The 25929-nt window shown below is 42.9% G+C and carries 27 protein-coding genes and 1 pseudogene; 12 read left to right on the top strand and 16 right to left on the bottom strand.

Features of this window, described 5'->3' with window-relative positions:
• Both hutH and hisS read right to left on the bottom strand, forming a co-directional pair.
• Nucleotides 1-1244: histidine ammonia-lyase (gene hutH / locus ACESMA_RS04940; protein WP_372947661.1), on the bottom strand; the 1244-nt coding region annotated here is incomplete at its 3' end.
• A 33-nt stretch (nucleotides 1245-1277) separates the two neighbouring features.
• Nucleotides 1278-2645 (bottom strand): histidine--tRNA ligase, encoded by a 1368-nt coding sequence (gene hisS / locus ACESMA_RS04935; protein ID WP_372947660.1) that lies wholly within the window; start codon nucleotides 2643-2645, stop codon nucleotides 1278-1280.
• 289 nt (nucleotides 2646-2934) lie between these two features.
• Between hisS and ACESMA_RS04930 the strand changes: the two genes are divergently transcribed.
• Entirely contained in the window at nucleotides 2935-3225 is a 291-nt protein-coding gene (locus ACESMA_RS04930; RefSeq protein ID WP_372947659.1) for a type II toxin-antitoxin system HicB family antitoxin, read from the top strand.
• Nucleotides 3226-3313: 88 nt separating this feature from the next.
• Here the strand turns inward: ACESMA_RS04930 and ACESMA_RS04925 are convergent, their stop codons facing one another.
• On the bottom strand, nucleotides 3314-3682 hold the full coding sequence (locus ACESMA_RS04925; protein WP_372947658.1) for a DUF4870 domain-containing protein: 369 nt from the start codon (nucleotides 3680-3682) through the stop codon (nucleotides 3314-3316).
• A 70-nt stretch (nucleotides 3683-3752) separates the two neighbouring features.
• Here ACESMA_RS04925 and ACESMA_RS04920 point away from each other — a divergent pair, with 70 nt between their 5' ends.
• Both ACESMA_RS04920 and ACESMA_RS04915 read left to right on the top strand, forming a co-directional pair.
• Nucleotides 3753-4214 (top strand): GAF domain-containing protein, encoded by a 462-nt coding sequence (locus ACESMA_RS04920; RefSeq protein WP_372947657.1) that lies wholly within the window; start codon nucleotides 3753-3755, stop codon nucleotides 4212-4214.
• Nucleotides 4215-4355: 141 nt separating this feature from the next.
• Complete coding sequence (locus tag ACESMA_RS04915) at nucleotides 4356-5816, top strand: tryptophanase (RefSeq protein ID WP_372947656.1); 1461 nt, start codon at nucleotides 4356-4358, stop codon at nucleotides 5814-5816.
• 112 nt (nucleotides 5817-5928) lie between these two features.
• On the opposite strand, the gene ACESMA_RS04910 is transcribed toward ACESMA_RS04915, so the two are convergent.
• Both ACESMA_RS04910 and ACESMA_RS04905 read right to left on the bottom strand, forming a co-directional pair.
• Complete coding sequence (locus ACESMA_RS04910; protein ID WP_372947655.1) at nucleotides 5929-6108, bottom strand: type II toxin-antitoxin system HicA family toxin; 180 nt, start codon at nucleotides 6106-6108, stop codon at nucleotides 5929-5931.
• 32 nt (nucleotides 6109-6140) lie between these two features.
• A complete protein-coding gene (locus ACESMA_RS04905; protein WP_372947654.1) occupies nucleotides 6141-6374 on the bottom strand; it encodes a type II toxin-antitoxin system HicB family antitoxin in 234 nt (77 codons plus the stop codon).
• Between the two features lie 157 nt (nucleotides 6375-6531).
• Here ACESMA_RS04905 and ACESMA_RS04900 point away from each other — a divergent pair, with 157 nt between their 5' ends.
• From ACESMA_RS04900 to ACESMA_RS04890, 3 genes are all read left to right on the top strand, one after another.
• Entirely contained in the window at nucleotides 6532-7176 is a 645-nt protein-coding gene (locus ACESMA_RS04900) for a ferredoxin--NADP reductase (protein WP_372947653.1), read from the top strand.
• Nucleotides 7177-7180: 4 nt separating this feature from the next.
• Complete coding sequence (miaB, locus tag ACESMA_RS04895; protein ID WP_372947652.1) at nucleotides 7181-8521, top strand: tRNA (N6-isopentenyl adenosine(37)-C2)-methylthiotransferase MiaB; 1341 nt, start codon at nucleotides 7181-7183, stop codon at nucleotides 8519-8521.
• A gap of 217 nt (nucleotides 8522-8738) precedes the next feature.
• A complete protein-coding gene (locus tag ACESMA_RS04890) occupies nucleotides 8739-10934 on the top strand; it encodes a S9 family peptidase (RefSeq protein ID WP_372947651.1) in 2196 nt (731 codons plus the stop codon).
• An 8-nt stretch (nucleotides 10935-10942) separates the two neighbouring features.
• Here ACESMA_RS04890 and ACESMA_RS04885 read toward each other — a convergent pair whose 3' ends face one another.
• Complete coding sequence (locus ACESMA_RS04885; protein ID WP_372947650.1) at nucleotides 10943-11242, bottom strand: CopG family antitoxin; 300 nt, start codon at nucleotides 11240-11242, stop codon at nucleotides 10943-10945.
• Nucleotides 11243-11516: 274 nt separating this feature from the next.
• On the opposite strand from ACESMA_RS04885, the gene ACESMA_RS04880 reads away from it, so the two are divergent.
• Nucleotides 11517-12284, top strand: coding sequence for a Bax inhibitor-1/YccA family protein (locus tag ACESMA_RS04880; RefSeq protein ID WP_372947649.1), 768 nt, complete (start codon nucleotides 11517-11519; stop codon nucleotides 12282-12284).
• Nucleotides 12285-12291: 7 nt separating this feature from the next.
• On the opposite strand, the gene ACESMA_RS04875 is transcribed toward ACESMA_RS04880, so the two are convergent.
• The 4 genes from ACESMA_RS04875 to ACESMA_RS04860 form a co-directional block, all read right to left on the bottom strand.
• The gene (locus ACESMA_RS04875; RefSeq protein WP_372947648.1) at nucleotides 12292-13050 is read right to left on the bottom strand and encodes an MBL fold metallo-hydrolase; all 759 of its coding nucleotides are present in this window, start codon (nucleotides 13048-13050) and stop codon (nucleotides 12292-12294) included.
• An 11-nt stretch (nucleotides 13051-13061) separates the two neighbouring features.
• Complete coding sequence (locus ACESMA_RS04870; protein WP_372947647.1) at nucleotides 13062-14480, bottom strand: amidophosphoribosyltransferase; 1419 nt, start codon at nucleotides 14478-14480, stop codon at nucleotides 13062-13064.
• Nucleotides 14481-14748: 268 nt separating this feature from the next.
• On the bottom strand, nucleotides 14749-15291 hold the full coding sequence (locus ACESMA_RS04865) for a hydrolase (RefSeq protein WP_372947646.1): 543 nt from the start codon (nucleotides 15289-15291) through the stop codon (nucleotides 14749-14751).
• 29 nt (nucleotides 15292-15320) lie between these two features.
• Nucleotides 15321-15935, bottom strand: a complete 615-nt coding sequence (locus ACESMA_RS04860) for an SIS domain-containing protein (RefSeq protein ID WP_372947645.1) — start codon at nucleotides 15933-15935, stop codon at nucleotides 15321-15323.
• 230 nt (nucleotides 15936-16165) lie between these two features.
• Here ACESMA_RS04860 and sucC point away from each other — a divergent pair, with 230 nt between their 5' ends.
• The gene (gene sucC, locus ACESMA_RS04855) at nucleotides 16166-17299 is read left to right on the top strand and encodes an ADP-forming succinate--CoA ligase subunit beta (RefSeq protein WP_372947644.1); all 1134 of its coding nucleotides are present in this window, start codon (nucleotides 16166-16168) and stop codon (nucleotides 17297-17299) included.
• 66 nt (nucleotides 17300-17365) lie between these two features.
• Nucleotides 17366-18238: a succinate--CoA ligase subunit alpha gene (gene sucD / locus ACESMA_RS04850; RefSeq protein ID WP_372947643.1), complete on the top strand. Its 873-nt coding sequence runs from the start codon at nucleotides 17366-17368 to the stop codon at nucleotides 18236-18238.
• Nucleotides 18239-18306: 68 nt separating this feature from the next.
• Here sucD and ACESMA_RS04845 read toward each other — a convergent pair whose 3' ends face one another.
• The gene (locus tag ACESMA_RS04845; RefSeq protein ID WP_372947642.1) at nucleotides 18307-18717 is read right to left on the bottom strand and encodes a hypothetical protein; all 411 of its coding nucleotides are present in this window, start codon (nucleotides 18715-18717) and stop codon (nucleotides 18307-18309) included.
• 160 nt (nucleotides 18718-18877) lie between these two features.
• A complete protein-coding gene (locus ACESMA_RS04840; protein WP_372947641.1) occupies nucleotides 18878-19288 on the bottom strand; it encodes a hypothetical protein in 411 nt (136 codons plus the stop codon).
• A 199-nt stretch (nucleotides 19289-19487) separates the two neighbouring features.
• Between ACESMA_RS04840 and ACESMA_RS04835 the strand changes: the two genes are divergently transcribed.
• The 3 genes from ACESMA_RS04835 to ACESMA_RS04825 all read left to right on the top strand — a co-directional run bounded on the left by ACESMA_RS04835 (nucleotide 19488) and on the right by ACESMA_RS04825 (nucleotide 22534).
• Nucleotides 19488-20345: a YitT family protein gene (locus tag ACESMA_RS04835; protein WP_372947640.1), complete on the top strand. Its 858-nt coding sequence runs from the start codon at nucleotides 19488-19490 to the stop codon at nucleotides 20343-20345.
• A 134-nt stretch (nucleotides 20346-20479) separates the two neighbouring features.
• Nucleotides 20480-21640: a M23 family metallopeptidase gene (locus ACESMA_RS04830; protein WP_372947639.1), complete on the top strand. Its 1161-nt coding sequence runs from the start codon at nucleotides 20480-20482 to the stop codon at nucleotides 21638-21640.
• Between the two features lie 144 nt (nucleotides 21641-21784).
• Nucleotides 21785-22534, top strand: coding sequence for a hypothetical protein (locus tag ACESMA_RS04825; protein ID WP_372947638.1), 750 nt, complete (start codon nucleotides 21785-21787; stop codon nucleotides 22532-22534).
• 62 nt (nucleotides 22535-22596) lie between these two features.
• On the opposite strand, the gene ACESMA_RS04820 is transcribed toward ACESMA_RS04825, so the two are convergent.
• The 4 genes and pseudogenes from ACESMA_RS04820 to ACESMA_RS04805 form a co-directional block, all read right to left on the bottom strand.
• Nucleotides 22597-22794 (bottom strand): hypothetical protein, encoded by a 198-nt coding sequence (locus ACESMA_RS04820; protein WP_372947664.1) that lies wholly within the window; start codon nucleotides 22792-22794, stop codon nucleotides 22597-22599.
• A gap of 43 nt (nucleotides 22795-22837) precedes the next feature.
• Nucleotides 22838-24239: pseudogene (locus ACESMA_RS04815) on the bottom strand (alpha-glucuronidase); the annotation flags it as partial.
• A gap of 54 nt (nucleotides 24240-24293) precedes the next feature.
• Complete coding sequence (locus ACESMA_RS04810; RefSeq protein ID WP_372947637.1) at nucleotides 24294-24740, bottom strand: alpha-glucuronidase family glycosyl hydrolase; 447 nt, start codon at nucleotides 24738-24740, stop codon at nucleotides 24294-24296.
• Between the two features lie 278 nt (nucleotides 24741-25018).
• Nucleotides 25019-25900 carry a hypothetical protein gene (locus ACESMA_RS04805; RefSeq protein ID WP_372947636.1) on the bottom strand — a complete coding sequence of 294 codons (882 nt, stop codon included), beginning with the start codon at nucleotides 25898-25900 and terminating at the stop codon, nucleotides 25019-25021.
• Nucleotides 25901-25929 lie beyond the last annotated feature (29 nt).

Here is a 25929-nt window from a genome sequence, read left to right as displayed (position 1 = left end):
TCTTCCTGCTCGTTGGACGACGGAATGGAATCAACCGAGGCCGGCGTGCACAACTGTTTGTTCTGGCTTACAATGGAAGCGGCTGCATACTGCGGAATCATAAAACCGGAATTCAGTCCGGGATTGGCCACCAGAAACTCGGGCAGCCCGCGTTCACCGGCAATTAGCCGGTAAGTGCGCCGTTCAGAAATGCTGCCCAGTTCGCTCAGTGCCATGGCCAGAAAATCAAGCGCCAATGCAAGCGGTTCGCCATGAAAGTTTCCACCCGAAATTATCAGGTCATCTTCCGGAAAAACCGTCGGATTGTCAGTCACCGAATTGATTTCAATTTCGAAAACCCCGGCTACATAATTTACAGCGTCGCGTACCGCCCCGTGAACCTGCGGAATACATCGAAATGAATAGGGGTCCTGAATATGTTTTTTTGGTTTAGCCTGGATTTCGCTGCCAACGAGAATATTTCGAAAATGCTCAGCCGTTTGTGCCTGTCCTTTATGCGGGCGAATACGCTGGATGTTTTCCATAAACGGTTCAATGAGCCCGTCGAATGCATCCAGCGAAAGTGCGCCAATCATGTCGGCCTGGTCGGCAATACGGAACGTTTTCAGCAAAGAATAGACGCCATGTGCAGCCATGAATTGCGTGCCGTTCAGCAGGGCCAATCCTTCTTTGGCCTGCAATATTACCGGTTCCCAACCAAATTTTTCCAAAACGGTTTTGGCCTCAACTCTTTTCCCTTCAAAATTCACTTCGCCCAAACCCAGTAACGGGAGGAACAACATAGCCAGCGGAGCTAAATCGCCACTGGCGCCAAGTGAACCCTGCTCGCAAACTACCGGTAAAATATTGTGGTTAAATAAATCGATGATGCGCTGAACCGTGATGAGTTGCACCGCCGAATTCCCTTTGGCCAGGGCATGTGCTTTCAGCAAAAGCATCAGTTTTACCACGTCACCCGGAACTTCGGGCCCAATGTTGCAGGCGTGTGAAAGAATCAGATTTTCCTGAAGCTTGCTCAGTTCTGAATTGGAGATTTCAATGTCGCAAAGCGCACCAAACCCGGTATTGATGCCGTAAAGTGGTTTGTCGGCTTCCTCCAGTTTCCGGTCAAGGTATTGTTTGCTTTTCTGAATGCGCAGCACTGAATCTGCTGAAAGTTTCAGTTTGACTTCGTTTTCAAGAATTTCCTGAACTACATCAAAGGTGAGATTGGCCGGGGATATTTCGAAGGTCTGATTTTTCATTGCGCTTAATTTTAGCGCAATTTCGGTGAAGATTCAGGAACGTGAAACGATTTTTATCAGTTCTTCGGCAGTAACCCGATTTTGTTCGCCTGTTTCCATATTTTTCAGCGTGAATTTCTGTTCAGCCATTTCCGATTCGCCGGCCAGCACCACAAATGGAATTTCTTTTTTATTGGCATAAATCATCTGTTTTTTCATTTTGGCACTTTCGGGATAAATCTCGGAATTGATGTTTGCTTTGCGAAGTTTTGTCAGCACCGGCAAACAATACGCTTCTTCTTTCTCCCCAAAATTCACAAACAAAACCTGTGTAATTTCGCCTGCCTTTTGCGGAAAAAGGTTCAGATGATCTAAAACATCATAAATGCGTTCGGCCCCAAATGAAACGCCAACTCCCGAAACGCCGGGAAGACCAAAAATTCCGGTCAGATCGTCATAACGGCCACCGCCGCATATACTGCCCATTTCTGTGTCGGTTGTTTTCACTTCAATGATGGCGCCGGTGTAGTAATTCAATCCGCGGGCCAGTGTCAGGTCCAGTTCCACTTCGGTTGTCAACTCCATTCGTTCCAGATAGCCAAAAAGTGTTTGGAGTTCGCTCACTCCTTTCAGTCCAATTTCAGAATTTGCAAGAACGGTGTTCAGTTGATTCATTTTTTCTGAAGTATCGCCTTTCAGCGCCAAAATGGGTTGCAGTTTTTTTATGGCTTCTGCGGCAACACCTTTTTCGGCCAGTTCCTGGTTCACTTTTTCCAGTCCTATTTTTTCCAGTTTGTCTATGGCCACGGTAATGTCGGTCAGGCGCTCGTTTTCACCGATGATTTCTGCAATTCCGGCCAGAATTTTCCGGTTGTTCAGTTTTACCACCGTATTGATTTTCAACCGGGTAAAAACATCGTCAATAATCTGTATCAATTCGGCCTCATTCAGCATGCTATCGCTTCCAATCACATCCACATCGCACTGGAAAAACTCGCGGTAGCGGCCTTTCTGCGGACGGTCGGCCCGCCACACCGGCTGAATCTGGTACCGCCGGAACGGAAAAACAATGTCGTTGCGGTACTGCACAACAAACCGTGCAAACGGAACGGTAAGGTCGTAACGCAATCCTTTTTCGGAAAGTTTTGGGGTGAGTTTGTTGGAGTCTTTTTCATCCAGCAATTCATCAGGCACTTTCGAAATAAAATCGCCAGAGTTGAGAATTTTGAACAATAGCTTGTCGCCTTCTTCCCCGTATTTTCCCATCAAAGTGGAAAGGTTTTCCATGGCCGGTGTTTCAATGGGCTGAAAGCCATACAGCCGGAAAACTTCTTTAATGGTATCGAAAATATAGTTCCGTTTCCTCACTTCTGAAGGTGAAAAATCGCGGGTTCCTTTTGGTATGGACGGTTTTTGTGCCATTATTCGTGTTTTATATTCAGGGGGCAAAAATAAGGAAATTATATGAATGGAGGGGTGGCGCGGTTTGCAGAGCGTACGACAAATTCCAGGTTGTATCCCTTCAATTTTTGCCGTTGCGCTTCAGCCAACGGGTAAAGTAATTATATTGAAGTAAAAACAGGCTTTAGCCACATAATTAAGTATGCGGCTAAAGCCTGTTTTTTTGATGGATTCTGTAATCCGTTGGCTAAAGCGCAACGGCAATTTTCAGTTTTTAGCAGTTTTAAAGTATTTTTGCAAAAAAGGTACTATGGTTTACAACTTTGCAGCAGAAATTATTTGGGACGAAGAAGTTCGCCAGTATATTGGAATTGTTCCCGGATTACCAGGAGCGCATGCTCAGGCTGACAACATGGATGAACTTCATGAAAAACTTCAGGATGTTATCCGGCTTTGTTTGGAAGAATTGACTGACGAAGAAATAGCGGAATTACCTGAAAATATAGAAGAAGAATTGGAAGCACGCTATCAATACGCACGAAATAATCCATTGGAAGGGGAAAGCTGGGAGGTTGTTAAATCCAGACTTCTTTCCGAATAAATATTCAGGTTTTTACTGTTTTTCATTTTAATCGAAATCGAAAAATGTGAAAGACAGAATAAGAGGAAAAAAATAATTTTCTACTAACTTAAAAATTTTGCCGTCCAAAAAATTCAATAGTAAACGGATATTTGTAAAGTGTGCCGTTGCTGGCAGCAACGGTTCCCAGAATAACCAGCACCAGCCAGGCAATGCCAAAGGCAATCAGCATTAAAACACCAATTCCAATCACTATCAGTATCGTGGAAATAATTAAAATCAGCGACCAGGTAATCTGGAAGTTCAGCACTTCCCTGCCCTGTTCGGCAACAAATTCGTATTCGTCCTTTTTAATGAGGTAAACAATGAGCGGGCCGATAACATTCCCGAAAGGAATTCCCACAAAAACAGACAAAGCAAGAAGGTGGGTCAGCATTCCCCAGGTTTTTTCGTTGTGGTCGGTAACAATTCGTTGCATAATTACAGTTTTTAGTCATCTAAATTAAACATTTTTTGTTTTTTCGCAGTTTGAATTAAAATGTTTATCCATGGAAAAAAACAAAAAAGATGGCCGGTATTCCCGAATATACAACCAGTTGAGCGAATTGGTAAAAAAAAGCAACAGCCCGTCAGCACGGATGGCCACCATTATTGCCGTTTTACACCATAAAATGGACACCTTTTTCTGGACGGGATTTTACCTTCTCGAAAACGGGGCGATGACCGTAAATATGTACCAGGGACCGGTGGCTTGCCAGGTTCTTGAAAAAAACAAAGGCGTTTGCTGGGCGGCTTTCAATAAAAAAGAATCGGTAGTGGTAGAAGATGTGCACCAGTTTCCCGGACACATTGCCTGCGATTCGCGTTCCAACTCCGAAATTGTGGTGCCGCTAAAAAACCGCGAAGGTGAAATCATTGGCGTTTTGGATGTGGACAGTAAAGAGAAAGCTGCATTTGACGAAGTGGACGCCCGGTGGCTGGAGAAAATCCTGGAGCTTATCTATTCATGAAAACATGAACCCCGTTGTCGTTATTTTAACTTATTATAAATTTCAGTTTAAACGAAAACAAACAGCTAATTTATAGCTGATTTCAATTTAAAGAAATTATTTTTGGAAATTTTACAAATCGAAATTTCAAAACAGATAAAAATGACAGATCAGAACAATGCCATCAAATTTTACAGTGGCGAACAGATTCCGGTGGAACTGCACAAGGTGCGTATCGTACAAAAACTTTTCCTTAAACCGATTGAAGAACGAAAAGCCGCAATGGAAGAAGCAGGGTTCAATACATTCCTGCTGAATACGAAAGACATTTTCCTGGACATGCTCACCGACTCGGGCACCAATGCCATGAGCGACAACCAGGTTTCGTCTATGCTTCAGGCCGACGACGCCTATGCCGGTTCGCAAAGTTTTTACCGCATGGAAAAGGCCCTGCGTGATGTATTTGGAAAACACTATGTTTTGCCGGTTCACCAGGGCCGCGCAGCCGAAAACATTGTTTCACAGGTTTTCATCAAAAAAGGGGATGTGATTCCCATGAACTACCACTTTACCACCACCAAAGAGCACATGGAACTGAACGGTGGAAAAGTGTTGGAAATTTATGCCGATGATGCACTGGAAATTAAAAGCAACAAACCATTTAAAGGAAACATCGATATTGATAAACTGAAAGCAGTTTATAAAGAATACGGAAAGGAAAAAGTTGCATTTGTGCGCATGGAAGCTTCTACTAACCTGATTGGCGGACAGCCGTTCTCCATGCAAAACATGCGCGATGTGAAAAAGATTTGCGAAGAAAACGGAACCATGATGGTGCTCGACGCCAGTTTGATTGGCGAAAATGCATATTTCATCAAACAACGTGAAGAAGAATTTAAAAATACCGAAATAAAAGACATTTTGCTTGAAATGTGCAGTTATGCTGATTTAATTTATTTCTCGAGCCGTAAGGTAAGTTCTACCCGTGGTGGCGGAATTGTAACCGACAGTAAAGACTTGTACATGAAAATGCGTGATTTACTGGTGCTATATGAAGGATTCCTCACTTACGGGGGTATGTCGGTTCGCGAAATTGAAGCGATGGCAGTGGGAATTATCGAAACCTGCGATGAAACTGTTATTAGTCAATCGCCTTCGTTTATTGAATACGCAGTAAATCAACTCGATGCTGTCGGAATTCCGGTCATTACCCCACCGGGAGCGCTTGGCTGCCACATTGATGCCAAAGGATTTTTATCACACGTTCCGCAGCAGGAATACCCGGCAGGAGCGCTGGCTTCTGCACTGTTTATTATTTCAGGCATTCGCGGAATGGAACGCGGAACTATTTCCAGTGTTCGCGACGAAAACGGCGACGACATTCTGGCCGACGTGGAACTACTGCGCCTGGCTTTTCCGCGCCGTGTGTTTACGCTTTCACAGACCATGTTTGTGGTTGACCGTGTGAAATGGCTTTACGACAACCGCGAACTGGTGGGCGGACTGGAATGGGTGGAAGAACCGCCGCTGCTGCGCTTCTTCATGGGACGCCTGAAAGCCAAAACCGACTGGCCCGAAAAACTGATGGCCAAATTCAGGGCAGATTTTGGGGAGTCGTTGTAATTGAATACAAAGTATTGAGATTTTAGTACAGAGAGACGAGAGAATCGACCATATAACACAATAAAAGGGAATCTGAAGGGTTCCCTTTTTTGCTCTATTAAAAATATTCGGATTATCTAATTTCTTTCTTGTCAATTCCAACCTGCTTTAAGATTGCATACAAAGTACCTGCTGGTAAATCCTTTTTATGCATGGGAACAACAACCCTTTTATTTTCGTTGTCATTCAACCAAACCTGATGACTTCCCTTGACACGATCCAAAACAAACCCCTTTTTTGCAAGCAGTTTCACCAGCTTTTTTGGTGTTAATGATGGGGTAATGCTCATACCGCCGTATTAAGAGTTAATGTATATTCAAGCGTTTTGGATTCATCTGGCACTGTTTCGTTATTCGCAACCATACTTTCTATATAAATTTCGATGGCCTCTTTAGCCATTTCAATGGCATGGTCAATATTTTCTCCCCAGGTAATACAACCCGGAAGTGCCGGAACAATGACTGTATATCCACCTTCCTGTTCCGGAGTTAAATGCAACCTGTAAGTTAATTGTTTCATAGTGGTAAATTTTTTTATATCTGGAATTCCAACTTCAAAGATATAAAATGTCAAGATTATTCTCTATGCAAACACTTTCATCTCTCAACCTTTTAAATCCCATAAAGGATATTTTTGTATTTTTGTCCTCCTGTATCAGAAAACAAAAACAGGAAAGTTGAAAAAACATATCATAACCGGAGTGAGGTATCTCACAGAATTCACATTCGTTTTGCAAATGGAACGTAATGGATTACCGTTTCAAACCGGGCAGTTTGTGATTTTGCGGCGCCCAGGAACCATCGAACAACGTGAATATTCGGTGTACAGCGGCGAACAGGACGATTTTCTGGAAGTTATGGTCCGTGAAGTGAACGATGGAAAAGTTTCCCCGAGGCTAAAAAAAATGCTTCCTGGTGATGAGTTGGAAGTGGATGGTCCGTTTGGATTTTTCCGTTTTCAGCCCACCATGTTTCCCACGCAAAAATTCCTGTTTGTAGCCACCGGCACCGGAATCAGTCCGTTTCACAGTTTCGTAAAAACGTATCCTGAACTCGATTACAAGTTGGTTCACGGAGTACGTTTCGGCGAGGAAGCCTACGAACACATCCACTTCGGCAACGAGAAAGTTACACTGTGCACCACAGGAGACAACACCGGTAATTTTAATGGCAGAGTGACCGATTATTTATTTACACAAAAATTGGATTCAGACACCCAATGCTTTTTGTGCGGCAACAGTGAAATGATTCACGAAGCCTTTGATATACTCACCGGCAAAGGAATTCCGGTGCAAAATATTTATACTGAAGTTTATTTTTAGAAAGATGAAATACCATTTAATCACATTGGGATGCCAGATGAACCTCTCCGACAGCGAACGGGTGATTTCAGTGCTCGACAAAGCCGGTTACACGTGGACCGACAACGAGGAAGAAGCCGGTATGATTGGCATTCTGGCCTGCTCGGTGCGGCAAAAAGCCATCGACAAAGTTTATTCACGCATCTACAAATGGAACAAGTGGAAAAACCATAAAAACCTTATTACTTTCATTTCAGGGTGCATTCTTCCGGACGACCACGAGAAATTTCTGAAACTTTTCGACATTACCTTTCAGATGAAAGATTTACCCAAGCTGCCCGAAATGATTAGCCGGTATGGCGTCACAACACCAGTCCATCTTAAAGCCGGAATCGACCCGCACAACGAAAACATCGAAGAGTTCTGGAATGTAAAACCCTCGTACCAGTCGGATTTTGAAGCCTTCATTCCTATACAGAACGGCTGCGACAAATTTTGCAGTTTCTGTGCCGTGCCGTTTACCCGTGGCCGTGAGGTGAGCCGCCCGTCGAAAGATATTCTGGCCGAAGTGGCGCTGCTGGTTTCGCAAGGTTACAAATCCATCACGTTACTCGGGCAGAACGTTAACTCCTACGGTCTCGACAAAAAAGGGGAAGAAATCACTTTTTCTGAATTGTTACGGGAAGTTGGAGAACTGGGCAACCGCATGAATAAGGAGTTTTGGGTTTACTTTACCTCGCCTCACCCCCGCGACATGACCGACGAAGTGATTGAGGTCATTTCGCAATACCCGGTGCTGGCCAAACAAATTCACCTGCCCATGCAAAGCGGCGACGACAAGGTACTCATTCGCATGAACCGTAAACACAACATGGAAAAATACCGACAGATTGTACATTCTATCCGCCGTATTTTGCCCGAAGCCACCTTGTTTACCGATATTATTGTGGGATTTACAGGCGAAACCAAAGAGCAGTTTGAAAATTCCAGGAAAGCCATGGAAGAGTTTCAATTCAACATGGCTTACACGGCCATGTATTCCCCGCGCCCCGGGGCTACCAGTCACCGTTGGGAAGACGACGTGCCACTGGAAGAAAAAAAGCGCCGGCTCCACGAACTGACCGAAGAATTGCGTAAACACAACCGCATTTACAACCACAACCTTTTGGGAAAAACAGTACGCGTGCTGGTTCGGGGCGAAGACCGAAAAGAAGGATTCCTTTCGGCATTAACCGAAGGAAAACTGATTGTCCGCTTCCCTGCTGAAAACGAGGATTTAACCGGAAAATTTGCAGATGTCAAAATCACGTCCGCATCCGATTTTTCGCTGGAAGGGGAACTGGTAAAAGTGGAAGAATTGGTTTAGTGCTGTTTCATTTCCGTAAAAATTAAATTCTGACTATTTTTGAGCTTTTGAGTGAGGATTTGATAACCTCGCAACAGTTGTTCAGAATGAGTCCCCCTTTGCAAAAAGGGGGAGGTTTAGAGGGGGATTTAAGATTCATCCTAATGGAACACTTCTCTGCAAACGTTTATGAAAATTAATGATTTTAAAATTTAGATAAAAGTTCAAAAACAGAAGTATGAAACGAGTTGGATTGACACTACTGGCAGCGCTTTTAATTTTTACCCTGCAGGCACAAACCGGCCAGCAAATCACGCTGGAAGATATTTTCACAAACAACACCTTTCGGGCTGAATCGGTCAGGGGATTGCGTTCCATGAACGATGGCGAACATTACACCACTCAGGAAGGCCGCACAAAAATTGCAAAAAACAGTTACAGAACCGGCGAAATAGTAGAAATACTGTTCGATCTGGAAAAAATCGACCGGGCGCCCATCTCGTCCTTTTCTGAGTACGAATTCAGCGAAGATGAAACAAAGATTTTGCTGACTACCGACAAAAAGCAAATTTACCGGCACTCTTATACGGCGCAATATTACATCTGGAATTCGGTAACCGAGGAACTTTCTGCCCTTTCGGAAAAAGGGACACAGCAACTGGCCACTTTTTCGCCCGACGGCGACCGCGTGGCTTTTGTGCGCGACAACAATCTGTTCATAAAAAACTTAAAATTTGGCAGTGAAAGTCAGATTACATACGACGGCAAAAAGAATGAAATTATAAATGGTGCCCCCGACTGGGTTTACGAGGAAGAATTCGGCTTCAACAAGGCTTTCTGGTGGTCGCCCGACAGTAAATTTCTGGCATTTATCCGGTTCGATGAAACCGAAGTACCGGAATTCAGCATGACTATGTATGCAGGCGTGAATCCAACCATCGAAGAGAACAAACTATATCCTGGCCAGGAGACATTCAAATATCCGAAAGCCGGAGAAACCAATTCTACGGTTTCAGTGAAAAGCTACGAATTGCATTCGAGGTTAATTATCGACGTGCAGATTGGCGACAACACCGACATTTACATTCCCCGGTTGAACTGGACGCCCGACTCCAAAGACCTAGTGGTGATGAGCATGAACCGCCGGCAAAACCAACTCGATATTTTGTATGCCAATCCGTTTACCGGCGAAACCCGACCCATTTATACCGAAAAAAATGAACGGTACATCGACGAAGATTTCCTAGATGCATTTACCTATCTCGAAGACGGCCGGTTTATTGTAAAAAGCGAACGCAGCGGCTGGTCGCAGCTTTACTTGTATGACCGGCTCGGATTTGAGCAGGGACAGCTCACAAAAGGCGAATTTGATGTAACCCGGTTTTATGGATACGACCCGTCGCAAAAAGTGTTTTATTACCAGGCGGCTGCCGAATCGCCGCTTCGTCGCGAAGTGTATTTCACCAGCGAAGACGGGAAAAAGCAAGGAAAAGTTTCAACGCTGCCCGGGACAAACAGTGCCGATTTCAGTAAAAACTTCAATTACTACGTGAATACATACAGCAACAGCCAGACTCCATCGCTGATTACCCTGCACGACCGCAGAAACAGGCTTATTCGCACGCTTCAGGACAATACCGTATTGAAAAACAAACTCCAGAATTACAGGCTTCCGCAAAAAGAGTTTTTTACGTTCACCACTTCGGAAGGCGTTGAACTGAATGGTTACATGATTAAACCAGTTGGATTCGACCAGGGGAAAAAATACCCAGTGCTGATTACTCAGTACAGCGGGCCCAATTCGCAAAGTGTGACTGATTCATGGAGGGGAGTTTCCTGGAACGATTACCTGGCGCAGGAAGGCTTTCTTGTGATTTCGGTTGACCCACGCGGCACCGCAGCCCGTGGCGAGGATTTCCGCAAAGTGACTTATCTGAATTTAGGAAAGTATGAATCGGACGACATGGTGGAAACCGCTAAATACCTCGGTTCGTTGCCCTACGTGAATGCAGGAAACATCGCCATTTTCGGCTGGAGTTACGGCGGTTTTATGACGCTGCTGGCTATGGAAAAGGGAGGCGAACTGTTTAAAGCCGGAATTGCTGTGGCGCCGGTCACCAACTGGCGGTTTTACGACACTATTTACACTGAGCGTTTTATGCGTACCCCACGCGAAAACCCTGACGGCTACGACGACAACTCGCCACTCACCCATGCCGGCGACATCAAAGGCAGGTTGCTGATTGCGCACGGCTCAGCCGATGACAATGTACATGCTCAAAATACATACGAGTTTACCGAAAAACTGGTGCAGGAAGGAGTTCAGTTCGACATGGCCATTTACACCAACCGCAACCACGGCATTCGCGGCGGAAATACAACTATGCATTTGTACACCAGAATGACCAACTTTTTGAAGGAGCAGTTGAAATAATTCCGACGCTATGTTGATGGCTCTGGTTTTTCAATAAACCTGCCATTAACATATTTATGCAAAACACTGGAAACCAAAGTTTGGTATGGAATACCTTCGTGAACTGCTTTTCTTTTTATTTCACTTAAATCTCTGTGAGTAATCCTAATGTTGATTCGTTTGTCTTTTTTTAACGAATCGCCGGCAAGTTTCTGAAATCTTTTCAGTTCATTTTCGTGGTCTGAAATTTTTTCCCATTCTCCTTTATTGAATGAGTCCAACAACTCCTTTTCTTCGATATTTAAATTCAAATCTTTATTTGTTTTCATTATTTCTTCCTCCAATATATATATTTTCTTATTCCAGTTAAAGATGTACATGTTGCAAGTATAATGCATTGTGTGCTTTTTGTCAACAGATAAAATTGTTTTTTGACTGGATTGATTTTTGACGATTTCATCTTCAATGTTGAATATCCTCTAAATTACGAACTGGCAGAAATTAAATAAACAATACAAAACCCGAAAATCTGTCAGGCAAACCGGTATGGCAGATTTTTTGTTATAATGCAGTCTGAAAATTTAAAATATAATTTTTATTGCCATGATGAATTTGACAAAAAGTTCGAATCCCGCTTTAAGCGAAAAGGTTTTCAACAAAGAATATACCACTGCCTCTTCGGAGGTGATGACCGTAAACGGTACAATAAATAAAACGGCGTTGTCGCTGTTGCTGGTAATTGCTGCGGCCTTGTTTACATGGAACAAATTTTTTAATGCAGTCACACCTGAAGCCGGCATGTCGGCAGTGATTCCGTGGTTGGCCATTGGAGGAATCGGCGGATTTATTACAGCGATAGTCACAATTTTCCGGCCTAAAAGCGCAGGCATTTCAACACCCATTTACGCCGTTTTGGAAGGGATGCTGCTGGGTGGTTTATCTGCCATTCTCGAAGCATCGTACAGCGGCATTGTGATGCGCGCCGTTGCACTTACCCTGGCCGTTTTTGCTGCTATGCTTTTCTTTTACCGCTCAGGAATTATTAAAGTGACCAAAAAATTTATGATGGGGGTATTTGCCGCAACCGCCGGAATTGCAGTTGTTTACCTGATTAGTTTCGTCGCCGGAATGTTTGGCGCCCAACTTGGATTTTTGCACGGAAACAGTAACCTGAGTATCGGCATCAGCCTTGTTGTGGTTGCCGTTGCTGCGCTGAACCTGGTCCTCGACTTCAACTTTATTGAACGGGCATCAGAACAGGGCGCACCCAAATACATGGAATGGTATGGCGCTTTTGGGTTGATGGTGACGCTGGTATGGTTGTATCTCGAAATATTGAGATTGCTGTCGAAACTGGCAAGCAGGGATTAAAGTTTTTTCAAAGCACAAATACATCTGTCGGGCTGTACCGTGAAGTCAGCCGCACTTCAAAACGGGAAGTCAGCGGTTGATGAGTAGCCAGCGCCAGTTCAGGAGTATTGTTCTCAGCCGAAAGATGGCTTAAAAAAACACATTTTAAATGAGCGCCGGCATTTTCTTCCAGCAATTTCAGCGCCTGTGCGTTCGATAAATGCCCGTGGGAAGAAGCCACCCGCTGTTTCAGATAATATGGATACGAACCGGTGCGCAACATCTCTTCATCGTAATTCGATTCCAGAAAAACGGCGTCGCACAATCCAATATGTGAAACCACATTTTCGCATGGTTCACCAATGTCAGTAAACACGCCCACATTTTTTCCCGTATATTCCACCCGAAAAGAACAGGGTTCGGAAGCGTCGTGGTTTTTCAGAAAAGAATGAATTTGAAATTCGCCGATTGAAATAGCCATTCCTGGTTCAAAAAACCGGGGATAAGCAGGCTGCATATTTTTGTATGCCGCAATATAAGTTTTTGCTGTAAGGTAAATCGGAATATTCAGCTTTTTAGCCAGAACCCGTGCTCCCCGGATGTGGTCGCTGTGTTCGTGTGAAATAATGGCAGCTTTTATTTTTAACGGATTCAATCCTTTTTCAGCCATCCGCTTCAGAATTTGTTTGCAAGAGATTCCCGCGTCAATTAGAACGGCATCTTTTTCATTTCCAATGTAGTAGCAATTTCCATTACTGCCCGAAGCGAGGGCGCAGATTTCAAGCATTTCTTTTAAATCTATTTTGAATTTTTAAAGTAACTGCTTCCGTCCCAGCAATGGGTACACAGTTTTTCTTTGGGCAGTCCAATGGCATCCACCAAATCTGGCAATTCCTGGAACTGCAGCGTCGTCAGACCCAAATTTTTACGAATTCGTTCAACCATCGCTTTGTACTCTTCGGTATTCGGATCGGAATATTTTTTCATGTCCACCTCACCTTTTCCCTCCAATTGGCTGATGGCATTGCGGGTAGCAAGTTCCATTGCTTTTCTCGAACGTGAAAAGTTCAGAAATTCGCACGGGTAGGTAAGCGGCGGACAGGCAATACGCATGTGCACTTCTTTTATTCCCTCGTTGTGTAAATCGCGCGTATTGTCTTTTAGCTGGGTTCCACGCACAATAGAATCATCGAGAAAAATGCCCCGCTTTTCTTTAATAATTGCTGGATTTGGAATCAATTTCATTTTGGCCACCAAATCGCGTGTTACCTGGTTTTGTGGCATAAAACTACGTGGCCAGGTTGGCGTGTATTTGGCATAGGGGCGCATGTACGGAATTTTCCGCTCGTTACTGTAACCAATGGCGTGGCCTAATCCGGAGTCGGGAATTCCAGCCACAAAGTCGGCTTCAATCCTATCCTTTCTTGCCAGGGCAGCTCCGCAGCGGTATCGCACCTCATCCACATTAATTCCTTCGTAATACGAAGGCGGATAGCCGTAATAAACCCACAAAAAAGCACAAATTTGCATTTCCTCGTTGGGTTTTCGAATTTGCTCGTATCCATCTGCCGTAATCCGAACAATTTCGCCCGGCCCCAGAAATTTATCAATTTCGTAACCAAGATTGGGAAATGCACACGATTCGGAAGCGATGGCATATCCATCGCCGTTTTTTCCAATAATTACCGGTGTTCGCCCAAGTATATCGCGTGCGGCAATTATCATATTCTCTGTAAGAATCAGGATGGAACACGAACCTTTTACGTTTTGGAAAACATTTTCGATTCCCGAAACAAAATCGTCGCCATCGGCAATAAGCATGGCAGTCAGTTCGGTTGGATTCACACTGCCTTGACTGGTTTCTGAAAAAGTACGGTGTCTTTTCAGAAAAGCATCTTCCAACTCGTCTGCATTGTTAATTTTACTCACTGTTGAAATGGCAAACTTTCCCAGATGAGAGCTGGTTACCAGTGGTTGCGCCTCGGTATCGCTGATTACCCCTATTCCCGCATTTCCGCTGAAATTTACCAGGTCATTTTCAAATTTTGTTCTGAAATAGCCATCTTCCAAACTGTGAATCGCACGTTGAAAACCATCTTTTGAATTATAAAATGATAATCCCGCCCGTTTTGTTCCGAGGTGCGAGTGGTAATCGGTTCCGTAAAAAACAGGAGAAACACAATTGGTTTTAGAAATAACACCAAAAAATCCGCTCATTTGCTGTTGGTTTTTTCAATTTGTTCAGGTTCGAAAAATAGGGCTTTTTCTTTGGAATAGTGGATCAGTGTATATTTCTTTTTTAACAAACTGCAAACAACAAACAGGACAAGCCCGATGAAATAACAATTAGCAAAACACAAATCTCAAATAATAACCAAAAATCAAAACTAAATGTTTCAAACGGTCTCTTATTTGAAATTTCTTATTTTGAAATTTGGAACTTATTTGTTTTTTGATGATTGATATTTGAAAATTTTAGATGCCCCTACTTCACCAGTTTCGAAATGGCTTTGAATTCGGGTGCTGCCGATGAACGGGTGAGTTCAAACAGAATGGATTCCACTGAAGTCATCATAATCCCTTCAAAACGAAAACGTTCTTTTGCCAGTTCAATACTTTCCGGTGTACGCGACGAAACACAATCCATAACCACCACCGGATGATATCCGGCTTCTTTTAAATCGATGGCTGTTTGCAACACACAAACATGCGATTCGATGCCACAAATGATAACGTTTTTGGTCTGAAGTTCTGCCAGTTGCAAGTTTACTGAAGGTTCGTCGCAACAACTAAATTCCCGTTTTTCAATGTGATGAAATTCCGGCAACACAGATTTGATACCTTCCACCGTTTCACCCAAACCTTTTGTATATTGCTGTGTAACTACCAAAGGCAGACCCAGTTCGTTTAAACCCTGAATGAGGATTTGACAGTTTTTCAGAAATTTTTCCTTTTCCCACATTACCGGAAACAGCCGTTCCTGAATGTCGATAACAAGGCCGGTGGTGTGCTGTTTTGCAATTCGCATGATACAATTTTTTAGTTCTACATTTTCATTTAAAAAAGACCGGTTCCCGCCTGCAAACGCGATTTATCGCCAAGGTATCCGCCGTGGTGGCGTTTGGCGTAATCGCGACTGGAAAATCCTATTTTAGTCATCATTGCCACAACCAGCGCATCGCCAATTACGGTCATAACTGTGGTGGAAGTTGTTGGGGTTAAACCAAGCGGGCAAACCTCCTCCGGGTTCCCTGTAAAAATGAACACATTGGCATTTTTTGCCAGAACACTTTCGGGGTTTCCTGAAATTACAATCAGCGGCAAACCGGGATGAAGTTCTCCGGCCAAACCTACCAATTCAAGAATTTCCCGTGTTTTTCCTGAGTTGGAAATCAGCAACAACACATCGTTTTGCTGAATAACGCCCAAATCGCCATGCTGCGAATCGCTTGGATGCAAAAAAACCGCAGGCGTTCCGGTTGAACTAAACGTTGTGGCAATGTTGTCAGCAATTTGTCCGGCTTTACCCATTCCACTGGCCACCAGTTTCCCATTTTTTTTGTGAACCTGCCTGAAAATAATTTCAATGGCATCAGAAAAAGCTGAATTTACCGGAATATTTTTAATGGCATCGGCTTCCCGCTGAATTACACTTTGGATTAATTCTTCCATTTGTTTCCAATTTAAAGGCAAATCTAAAAGAAAAAAATGATCCCTCCATGTTACTTTTGTAAATGAACCCAGTTCCTTAACTTAAAAATTCAGGCATCCATTTTATTGCAGAAAGTCAATGCAAACAATGCTAAATATCATAAAAAAAGGCACATATTGATAGTTCTCGATTATTAAATATTTGGTACTTTTGCACGCTATAATCACTTCTGTTCATCTAAATAAAAAAAATGAAGATTCACGAATATCAGGCCCGAAATTTATTCAGGAAGTACGGGATTCCTGTTCCGGATGGAGTTGTATGTCATTCGGTAGAAGAAGTTGAAAAAAATGTACCAGGCGATGACAAGCTGCGTGTGGTAAAAGCTCAGGTGCACGTTGGCGGACGTGGAAAAGCCGGCGGTGTAAAACTGGCAAAAACAAAAGCCGAAGCCGTTGAAAAAGCCGGACAGATTCTCGGCATGGACATTAAAGGGCTTACCGTTGAAAAAGTTCTGGTTGCTGACGCTGTGGATATTGAAAAAGAATTCTACGTTGGCTTAATAAACGACCGAAACACCAAGTCGGTAACCTTGATGGCCAGCGCCGAAGGCGGCGTTGAAATTGAAGAAGTTGCGCGTGTTTCGCCGGAAAAAATAATTAAAATGAGCATCGACCCCACCATGGGTTTGATGGACTGGCAGGCACGGAAAATTGCACTTCAGTTATTCAGCGACCCAAAAGAGATGCGCCAGGCAGCCGCCATTTTGGTAAAATTGTATCGCCTCTATGTGGAAACCGATTCTTCACTGGCTGAAATCAATCCGTTGGTTCTTACTCCTGATAAACGCGTAATGGCTATTGACGGCAAAATGAATTTCGACGATAATGCCCTTTTCAGGCAGCCTGAAATTTTAAAAATGCGTGAGGCAACCGAAGACGAAAAGAAAGAAATTGAAGCCAACGAAAAAGGACTTTCCTACATTAAACTCGATGGCAACATTGGCTGTATGGTAAACGGCGCCGGTTTGGCCATGGCTACCATGGACATGATAAAACTGTATGGCGGCGAGCCGGCCAACTTCCTCGACATTGGCGGTTCTTCAAGCCCGCAAAAAGTGGTGGAAGCCATGAATATTTTATTGAGCGACACTAACGTGAATGCCGTGATGATTAACATTTTTGGCGGAATTACCCGCTGCGACGATGTAGCGCGCGGACTTGTAACTGCCTTGAAAGAAATAGACACCGATATTCCGGTGGTAATCCGGCTATCGGGTACCAACGCCAAAGAAGGTCTTGAAATTATCAGGGAATTTGGTCTGCCAACCGTTTCCACAATGAGCGAAGCTGCGCAAAAAGCCATTGAGTTAAGCAGAGGGTGAATTCGAAGTTCATCCTGATAGCTATCGGTACAAAGTTTTAAGTTCAGAGATTAAAGTAATTTAGTAATGAGTATATTAATAAATAAAGACACAAAAGTTATCGTTCAGGGAATTACCGGACGCGATGGTGCGTTTCACACCTCAAAAATGAAAGATTACGGCACCAACATTGTTGGCGGAATTTCGCCCGGTAAAGGCGGCAGCGATGTGGGTGGAATTCACGTTTTTAATACGGTTGAAGAAGCTGTAAAAGCTACCGGCGCCAATGCATCAGTAATTTTTGTGCCGGCCCCGTTTGCAGGCGATGCTATTCTGGAAGCAAGTTATGCCGGTGTTGAACTGGTGGTTTGTATTACCGAGGGGGTTCCGGTTCAGGACATGATGAAAGCCATGCCTGTGCTGAAACAAAACGGTACCAAACTGATTGGCGCCAACTGTCCGGGACTGATTACACCTGACGAATGCCTGATTGGAATTTTACCCGGAATGATTTTCAAAAAAGGAAATGTGGGTTTGATTTCCCGTTCAGGAACCCTTACTTACGAAGTAGTTAACATGCTTACCGAAAGCGGTTTGGGACAATCAACCTGCGTGGGAATCGGCGGTGATCCGGTTTCGGGATTGTACTTTATCGATTTGTTGGAAATGTACGAAAATGACCCGGAAACTGATGCCGTTGTACTGATTGGCGAAATTGGCGGCGATGCCGAAGAACAGGCTGCTGCCTACATTAAAGCAAAAATGACCAAACCGGTTGTGGCATTTATTGCCGGACAATCGGCTCCTCCCGGAAAACGGATGGGACATGCCGGTGCCATTATTTCAAGCGGTTCGGGTACTGCCGAAGAAAAGATAAAAGCATTTAACGAAGCCGGAGTTCCGGTTGCCAATGAACCGGGTAAAATTCCGGGGCTGGTAAAAGAAAAACTGGGGATTTAGATTGAAAAAGTCCAAAAAACCGGGTACAGTTCGTATCCGGTTTTTAATTCTATATTGATTTCAACAGACTAAAACTCATCTAAAATTTTATCAATATTTGACTTTACCTCATCAAGATCATCCTCAAATTTGGATTTGAAAGATGCCCATTCTTCCTCCGAAATATTTTTTATTTCGTTTAGCCTGTTATTAACAGATTTGCGTTTTTCTTCAAATTCATCAATCGCTTCATTCTGAACCTCAGTAAGTCCGGTTCCTTCCTCCTGAATTTTTTCATTCAATTCCATAATCTTCTCATTAATTTTGGAAAGCTCTTCGTTGGCCAGTTTTACAAGCTCATCCTGCTCTTGTTGAAGTTCGGCACTAATTTCAGATTTTTCAACAGTATCCGGTTCATTTCCTTTTTGCTGGCCGGAGCCGCAGCCTGAAAGAAGAATCACAATTAAACTTAAAAATAGTACACTAACAAAATTTTTCATTTTCATACCTGTATTATATTTTACGTAATTATTACACTACTTATTACGTTAAATATCCCAATTTGTTATTAAAACAGGCACAATAAATACCAAAACTTAACCTTTAATTAAGAATTATTCGAACAAAAGATTATAATTGCTTTTCAGATACCAAATAGGTTCAGAGTTCTTCCAAAATCTTATCAATGCTGGTTTTCACCTCCTCCAGGTCTTTTTCAAAAGTAGTTTTAAAATCTTCCCAACCTTCAGGGGAAATATTTTTAATCTGGTGCATGCATTTGTTTACTGATGCACGTTTTTCTTCAAACTCATCAATAGCCTCATTTTGGGCATCGGTAAGTTTTCCGCCATTTTCTTTAATCTTGTCATTCAACTCCCTGATTTTTTGGTTGATGCTGGAAAGTTCCTGATTGGCTTTGGCGAGCAAATCACTTTGTTCTTGTTTGAATTCAGCACTAATTTCCGGTTGGGGTTCTTCCACGCTTTTTTTCTGTCCGGAGCCGCAACCCGAAAAAACCACCAGAAGCAAACTTGAAAGCAGAATACCTAATGTTCTTTTTAATGTTGACATGATTCTATCGATTTTTGGTTATAAAATTTTATTGCTATTACGTTAACTATTTCTGAATAGTTATAGAGAATGAGTTTAAATCACCATTAAGCTTTAGGTTTCCTGACAAACCTCACGTTTTTTTCATTATTCGGTTCGTTTTTTTGCGCCCGTTTAAACCGAAATCATTTATTTTGCGATGTTTACAGGAATAGTGAATATGAACAGGAAACTGGCAATTGCCATTAAAGATTACATCATCATTACCTTTGGGTTGCTGCTGTTTGCCCTTGGCTGGCTGGTTTTTCTTATTCCGGCTGAAATTACAGGAGGTGGCGTTAGTGGTGTGGGCGCAGTGCTCTATTTTGCGACCAAAATTCCGGTTAGTGTTACTTATCTTTCTGTGAATGTAGTTTTAGTGTTGGTAGCTATAAAAATTCTTGGTGCCAACTTCGGCGTAAAAACCATTTACAGCATTTTAGTACTTTCCTTATTTTTTGCGGTTTTCCAGGGAATTGTAAAAGAACCCATTGTTGATGACATGTTTCTTTCTGCCGTTTTGGGTGGAATGGCTTGTGGAATCGCACTGGGAATAGTATTTTCGCGTGGTGGAAGTACCGGCGGAACCGATATTTTTGCAATGATTGTTAACAAATACCGCAATATTAGTCCTGGCCGGATTATTCTTTACTGCGATGTAATCATTATTGCCTCATCATATTTTGTGTTTCAGTCGCCCGAAAAACTGGTTTACGGCTACGTTTCCATGTGGGTGGTTGCCTATTCCCTTGATTCGTTTTTAAGCGGAGCCAACCGTTCGGCACAAATGTTTATTATTTCAAAAGAATATGAAAAAATTGCCAATTTTATCAATAATGAGGCCATAAGAGGCGTTACTATACTGGACGGAACAGGTTGGTACACCCGCGAGAATACCAAAATTATTATGTCGGTAGTTCGCAAAAAGGAAACCAGCCAGATTTTCAGAAAGATACGGGAGATTGATCCGGATGCTTTCATTTCCATGGGGAGTGTGATGGGTGTTTACGGAAAAGGATTTGATAAATTAAAAATGTAACAGAAATTTCGATGACAGGATATATACGCAAAACAATACCTTTATTAGGTTTGGCACTAATACTTTTTTTCTCATTTTCATGTCGGCAAGTACAAAAAAAGAAAAATAAAGATCAGGCAGAAACTGATACTTTAATGCCACCCCTCCCACCCGTTTTAAAGTACGGGCTGCCTGTTGATTCGTTTCTAATTGCAGACGGAACCGTTCGGCCCAATCAACATCTAAGTCATATTTTAAGTGACTACGGTGTGGGAATGGGAATTATTGATCAGATTGCCCGCGAGTCGAAAGAGGTTTTCGATGTGCGGAAAATACGCGGTGGAAACCGTTATACCATTTTTCAAACGCCGGATTCGCTGGCAGAAGCCCGTTACTTTATTTATGAAAATTCAGCCACCGATTATTATGTTTTCGAATTGTTCGATTCGTTGAAAGTTTACCGGGGCGAAAAAGAGATAGAAACCAAACTCCGGACCGGTCATGGAGAAATTCAATCATCGCTTTGGAATACTATGAAAGACAACGGTCTGGATCCGATGCTGGCACTCCGGCTTTCCGATATTTTTGCCTGGTCAATCGATTTTTATGCCATCCAGAAAGGCGACAAGTTCCGGGTAATTTATGATGAAATGTTTGTAGATTCAGTTTCAATTGGTATTGGAAACATTTACGCAGTTCAATTCGACCACATGGGCACTGAAAATTATGCGTTTCGGTTTTTCCAGGACGAACGTTTCGATTATTTCGATGAAGAAGGACAGAGCCTGCGTAAAGCTTTTTTAAAGTCTCCGCTTGAATTTGCCCGAATCAGTTCCCGGTTTTCACACAGCCGGATGCACCCGGTTTTGCGAATTCGCAGGCCGCACCACGGCGTTGATTATGCAGCACCCAAGGGCACTCCGGTAAGAACCATTGGCGACGGAACAGTAATAGCCCGGGCTTATCAGGCGCGCGGAGGAGGTAACTATTTAAAGGTTAAACACAATTCGGTTTACACTACCACGTACATGCATCTTTCGGGTTTTGCAAAAGGAGTTGTTCAGGGAGCACGCGTTCAGCAAGGCCAGGTTATTGGTTTTGTGGGTTCTACCGGATTGTCAACCGGTCCGCACCTCGATTTCAGGGTGCATAAAAACGGAACACCTGTTGACCCACTCAAAGTGGAAGCACCTCCGGTTGAACCGGTTAACGAAAGCCGAATGCCGGAATATGTTACAATGAAAGACTCTCTGCTTACAGAATTGCAAAAAATAAGGTGGGACGTAGAAGCATTGGCCGGAACAAATCCGGATTAAAGCTTTTCAATTTTCGTGGAAAATAAAAAAACATTATAAGATTTTGCTTGTTTATTCAATTTAATAGAACCAGATATAATTTGAATGCCCGGCGAAAAATTTAATTTTGCCATATAAATAAATAAGTAATTCAAAATGAACAAAATGAAATATATTCTGATAATTGGGCTGGTGATAATTTTTTCATCTTGTGTAAGAAATAAAAGCGGGCAGGTTACCCAAACTGCCACACCTGTTAACCAAAATGTTTTTGAAGTTTCAGAAGTACTTCAGGCAAACAGTTACACCTACCTGAAAGTGAAAGAAAACGGAGGCGATCGTTGGATGGCAGTTACCAAACAGGAAGTTTCCCCCGGTGAAGTTTATTATTACGATGAAGCATTACAAATGACCAATTTTGCAAGTAAAGATTTGGATCGCACATTTGATGTGATTTATTTCGTAAATCAAATCAGTAAAAATCCCATAAACAAGAATTTGCCAGGAGGAATGCAGGGAATGGGCGGAATGACGGGAAATCCACATTCAGGCAAAGTTGAATCTGACCCAAAAAGTAACATTCAACTTGAAAAAGCGAATGGTGAAATTACCATAGCCGAAGTTTTTGGTAACCGCCAGGATTATTCTGGAAAAGAAATTGAAATAAGAGGTGTGGTTGTAAAAGTTAATAAACAAATTATGGGTAAAAACTGGATTCACATCCAGGATGGAACCAATAGTGAAGGAAAATTTGATTTAACCATTACCAGTCAGGATTTGGCCGAAGTAAATGATGAGGTGACCTTTAAAGGAAAAATCACCCTTGAAAAAGATTTCGGCTCAGGATATTTTTACGAAGTGATAATGGAGGAAGCTACCCTGGTAAACAAATCCACGGCTAAAATATCAATGTAGCTAACCCTGCTCAAATAGACATTTTCCAGCCGTCAATTTTTTATGTTGGCCACAAAATTTAATCAGTGATGTCCCGGCATGTATAATTCATTGATTCCCATATAATACTCCAGCGTTTTGTCCGGCTTTTCAACACTTTCAGGAATGGACATTTTGGAAAAAGTCTGAAAATAGAGCAGACAGGAGTTCAGCCACCAAACAGACTCTTTTTCCTGTATTCCGAGCAGAGACTCCACATAACTGAATCTCAGAATCCACATAATCTTTTAGTGAATCCCACGTTTTCTGCATTTTTCGTAAGTCATCCACTCCTTTCTGGTATTTGTTAGCCATTTCATCCCAAAGTGTATTTCCCGATCTTACGCGGTTATCCCATGGCACCCGGTGAAACCAAAGCAGGTATTCTTCGGGACATGTCAATATTGTCGAATAGTTTAGCAACCGGTTCATGATATTGCCCAACAGCATTGCTTCCTGAAGAAGAGCGATCAAAACCAATACAATCCGATGAAGCCCGGTGGTAATAAACTGCTGTCCAGTCGGGCCAGCCACCTTCCACCCATGGGCCGGGACCATGATGGTGCCCGCGAGCCATAATGTGGTGCAGCCCAAGTGGAGCCATGTAATTGACACACACCTCCCGTGATTCCAACAACATTTCTTTGACAGGTTTTACAAATGAATTGTTTTGGGTAAAAGTCATTGCAATCCATTCATCTGCAATTTCATTTGAACTCAGGTACTGATCCCAGGCCAGGCACCCAAATGCATGCCAGTTGGCCTGTCCGAATGGATGTCCGGTCCAGTTGCGATCGGTACCTATATTGGAAACGCCGGCCATACCAGTCAGTTTCTGTCCGAATAGCGATCCTTCAATTGTTTTGGCTACCGTTGAACCCTCACCCTCACCTTTGGCGTGTGTATCAAATTGCAGACACTCTTCGTAAAGCGATGCGAGGTAAACCAAATGGGTTGAAAAGCCAAGGTATTCCTAAGTTATCTGGAATTCCATCATCAGATTTGTATTTTCCATTCCCCCAAAAAGCGGATGAAAAGGTTCATGTGGCTGGAAGTCGAGCGGCCCGTTTTTCACCTGAACAATCACATTGTTGCGAAATTTGCCATCAAATGGTTTAAATTCGTTGTAAGCTTGTTTGGTGCGGTCTTCCGGCACATGCTGGTCGTAAACAAAAGCACGCCACATCACAATTCCTCCAAAAGGAGCCACTGCATCGGCCAGCATGTTGGCACCCTCTGCCTGAGTGCGGTTGTAATTATGCGGACCGGGTTGCCCCTCGGAGTCAGCCTTCACCAAAAATCTGCCAAAATCAGGAATGTAGGTGTAAATTTCTTCGACTTTTCTGTTCCACCAATCCTGAACCTGTTTATCAAGCGGATCAGCGGTTGGCAGTTTACCCAGTCCAATTGGCGCGCTGAACCGGGCAGTAAGATAAATTTTCAACCCATACGGACGAAATGCATCGGCAAGCGCTTTCACCTTTTCAAGGTAAACCGGAGTTAAAATCTGTGCATTGGCGTTTACGTTAGTAATTGCTGTACCGTTTATTCCAACAGATGCATTTGCACGAGCATAATCAATATATCGTGGATGGATTACTTCGGGTAGACGAAACCAGCCCCAAAGTGAAAAGCCGGCATATCCACGTTCCACGGTTCGGTTAAGGTTGTCCCAGTGGTTGAGAATCCTGATTTTTGTTTTGGGAGAATCAACAACATTTAATCTTGAAAGCGGCAGTTCCTATTGTATTATCTGCAAAAAACGAAACACACCGTAAAGCAGTCCAATATCCGTATTTGCAGCAATAATTATATTGTTTTTTTCGGTTTGCCTTAAAATAAAACCTTCGCTGCCAATATCCAGTAATTCCTCTTCGCCGGTACTATTTTTTATTTCTTCAAAATTACCGTGTAGTCCAACAACCAGGTTACCCCCACCTTTTAACGTTTTAGTGAATGAAGGCCTGATTTCCAGCATTTCTGAGAGACCAGTTTCCAATTCATTTTTGGCCGCTTTCAGGGTTGGAGTGTCGACATTCAAAACAATATTTTTAATCTGGTTTCGGTAATTCTGAAGCAAAGTTGAATTTTCAACCGGTGCGTAACGCAGCCAAAGTTTGTAGCCGTCTTCAGAATAGGAGTTAAAAACGATAAAACCCAGCAGTAAAACAAAAATAAATTTTCTCATCAACTTTCTTGTATTTTAATTAAAACTCATTCAAAATCAGGTGCCAGTGGCATTAATGGATGTCCGCCACCACCTATTGAACTTCCAGAGTTATTATCAACCACATGCAAATTAAGAAAAATACGATCCATATCCCGTGCCCAGGGTGTATTTTTACTTTCCTGAATAATTGAAAAACCCCAGTCCTTCTCAAACTGATTGGTAAAGTGCCCTTCGGGACCCCATTCGGTAACAATCGCATAAACATCCCATGCGGTATCATCTACTATATAGGCACCCTATTTTTGAAATGTTTCGGCCAAAATTCTGGCAGGTTCGGTTTCAAAGCCAATACTGTCAAGATTCCAACTGGATGGCAATGCCAAAAGTGCCCCCATTCTGCATTCTTTAACTTCAGGGTTGGTTCGGTAGGAGCCATAATTTCCTTCTGCATATCCATCAGCTCTTTTGGCAGGCCACCTGTAACCTTTCGTTTCGCCATCGTAGTAAAGATTTTTGGCTGCAAAAAGATTAACTTTTAAGGCATGATGGATTGGTCCGGAATCTGGCCTCAATTCCCCAAGCCGCAATGCTCCACCTATTGCTGATAATACTGAACCACCATGCGCTCCATACATTCCCTGTCCATAAATATCCTGATCGTCAAAAAGGTACTTCGAAGTGGCCTGTTTCCCTGCTTCACATCTTGCAAATGGTTGGGTTTGTTTAATTGTTCTTCCATCCGGCATCAGCACCGCAAGCCCGGAATTAGGAGTTACACCATCCCAGTTACCGGGTCTTACAACGAAATCTTCAGGAACAGGAGCTTCGAAAAGTAACCCTCCTTCCACAATACAGCGGTCTTTATTTCTATCCCATCCTGCATTGTTCCCGTAAATACCAGTGGTGGCAGCATCGCTTTCCATTACAATGATATCTTCATCTACAGTCATACCCTTTGCCTGAGCCTGTTCTATTTGAGCGTGTACATAATTTGCATTACTCCCAATTGGCATATTCCAGATAGAATGGCGTGAAAATGGCCATTTCAAGGGATTTCTTGTCCCGGGCAAAAATTCAATATTTTCCTTAACCTTATCACATTCTGCTTTTTTTTGCTCTCTGCTGGCTGCATTGGCAAACAGAAAAATCACACTTGCCGCCATTGCTAAAGCAATCATTTTAAACATTTTCATAAATCTTATTTATA

Origin of the sequence: Mariniphaga sp. (assembly GCF_041687215.1) — a bacterium.
Classification (GTDB): Bacteria; Bacteroidota; Bacteroidia; order Bacteroidales; family Prolixibacteraceae; genus Mariniphaga.
Note: the sequence above shows the minus strand (reverse complement) of the source record. Positions and strands in the feature narration are given on the sequence as shown.

Excerpts from the sequence above, each read along its gene's own strand:
- hisS (WP_372947660.1), bottom strand. The coding sequence starts at position 2,645 with ATGGCACAAAAACCGTCCATACCAAAAGGAACCCGCGATTTTTCACCT.
- ACESMA_RS04930 (WP_372947659.1), top strand. The coding sequence starts at position 2,935 with ATGGTTTACAACTTTGCAGCAGAAATTATTTGGGACGAAGAAGTTCGC.
- ACESMA_RS04925 (WP_372947658.1), bottom strand. The coding sequence starts at position 3,682 with ATGCAACGAATTGTTACCGACCACAACGAAAAAACCTGGGGAATGCTG.
- ACESMA_RS04920 (WP_372947657.1), top strand. The coding sequence starts at position 3,753 with ATGGAAAAAAACAAAAAAGATGGCCGGTATTCCCGAATATACAACCAG.
- ACESMA_RS04915 (WP_372947656.1), top strand. The coding sequence starts at position 4,356 with ATGACAGATCAGAACAATGCCATCAAATTTTACAGTGGCGAACAGATT.
- ACESMA_RS04905 (WP_372947654.1), bottom strand. The coding sequence starts at position 6,374 with ATGAAACAATTAACTTACAGGTTGCATTTAACTCCGGAACAGGAAGGT.
- miaB (WP_372947652.1), top strand. The coding sequence starts at position 7,181 with ATGAAATACCATTTAATCACATTGGGATGCCAGATGAACCTCTCCGAC.
- ACESMA_RS04890 (WP_372947651.1), top strand. The coding sequence starts at position 8,739 with ATGAAACGAGTTGGATTGACACTACTGGCAGCGCTTTTAATTTTTACC.
- ACESMA_RS04885 (WP_372947650.1), bottom strand. The coding sequence starts at position 11,242 with ATGAAAACAAATAAAGATTTGAATTTAAATATCGAAGAAAAGGAGTTG.
- ACESMA_RS04880 (WP_372947649.1), top strand. The coding sequence starts at position 11,517 with ATGATGAATTTGACAAAAAGTTCGAATCCCGCTTTAAGCGAAAAGGTT.
- ACESMA_RS04875 (WP_372947648.1), bottom strand. The coding sequence starts at position 13,050 with ATGCTTGAAATCTGCGCCCTCGCTTCGGGCAGTAATGGAAATTGCTAC.
- ACESMA_RS04870 (WP_372947647.1), bottom strand. The coding sequence starts at position 14,480 with ATGAGCGGATTTTTTGGTGTTATTTCTAAAACCAATTGTGTTTCTCCT.
- ACESMA_RS04865 (WP_372947646.1), bottom strand. The coding sequence starts at position 15,291 with ATGCGAATTGCAAAACAGCACACCACCGGCCTTGTTATCGACATTCAG.
- ACESMA_RS04860 (WP_372947645.1), bottom strand. The coding sequence starts at position 15,935 with ATGGAAGAATTAATCCAAAGTGTAATTCAGCGGGAAGCCGATGCCATT.
- sucC (WP_372947644.1), top strand. The coding sequence starts at position 16,166 with ATGAAGATTCACGAATATCAGGCCCGAAATTTATTCAGGAAGTACGGG.
- sucD (WP_372947643.1), top strand. The coding sequence starts at position 17,366 with ATGAGTATATTAATAAATAAAGACACAAAAGTTATCGTTCAGGGAATT.
- ACESMA_RS04845 (WP_372947642.1), bottom strand. The coding sequence starts at position 18,717 with ATGAAAAATTTTGTTAGTGTACTATTTTTAAGTTTAATTGTGATTCTT.
- ACESMA_RS04840 (WP_372947641.1), bottom strand. The coding sequence starts at position 19,288 with ATGTCAACATTAAAAAGAACATTAGGTATTCTGCTTTCAAGTTTGCTT.
- ACESMA_RS04835 (WP_372947640.1), top strand. The coding sequence starts at position 19,488 with ATGAACAGGAAACTGGCAATTGCCATTAAAGATTACATCATCATTACC.
- ACESMA_RS04830 (WP_372947639.1), top strand. The coding sequence starts at position 20,480 with ATGCCACCCCTCCCACCCGTTTTAAAGTACGGGCTGCCTGTTGATTCG.
- ACESMA_RS04825 (WP_372947638.1), top strand. The coding sequence starts at position 21,785 with ATGAAATATATTCTGATAATTGGGCTGGTGATAATTTTTTCATCTTGT.
- ACESMA_RS04820 (WP_372947664.1), bottom strand. The coding sequence starts at position 22,794 with ATGTGGATTCTGAGATTCAGTTATGTGGAGTCTCTGCTCGGAATACAG.
- ACESMA_RS04810 (WP_372947637.1), bottom strand. The coding sequence starts at position 24,740 with ATGAGAAAATTTATTTTTGTTTTACTGCTGGGTTTTATCGTTTTTAAC.
- ACESMA_RS04805 (WP_372947636.1), bottom strand. The coding sequence starts at position 25,900 with ATGATTGCTTTAGCAATGGCGGCAAGTGTGATTTTTCTGTTTGCCAAT.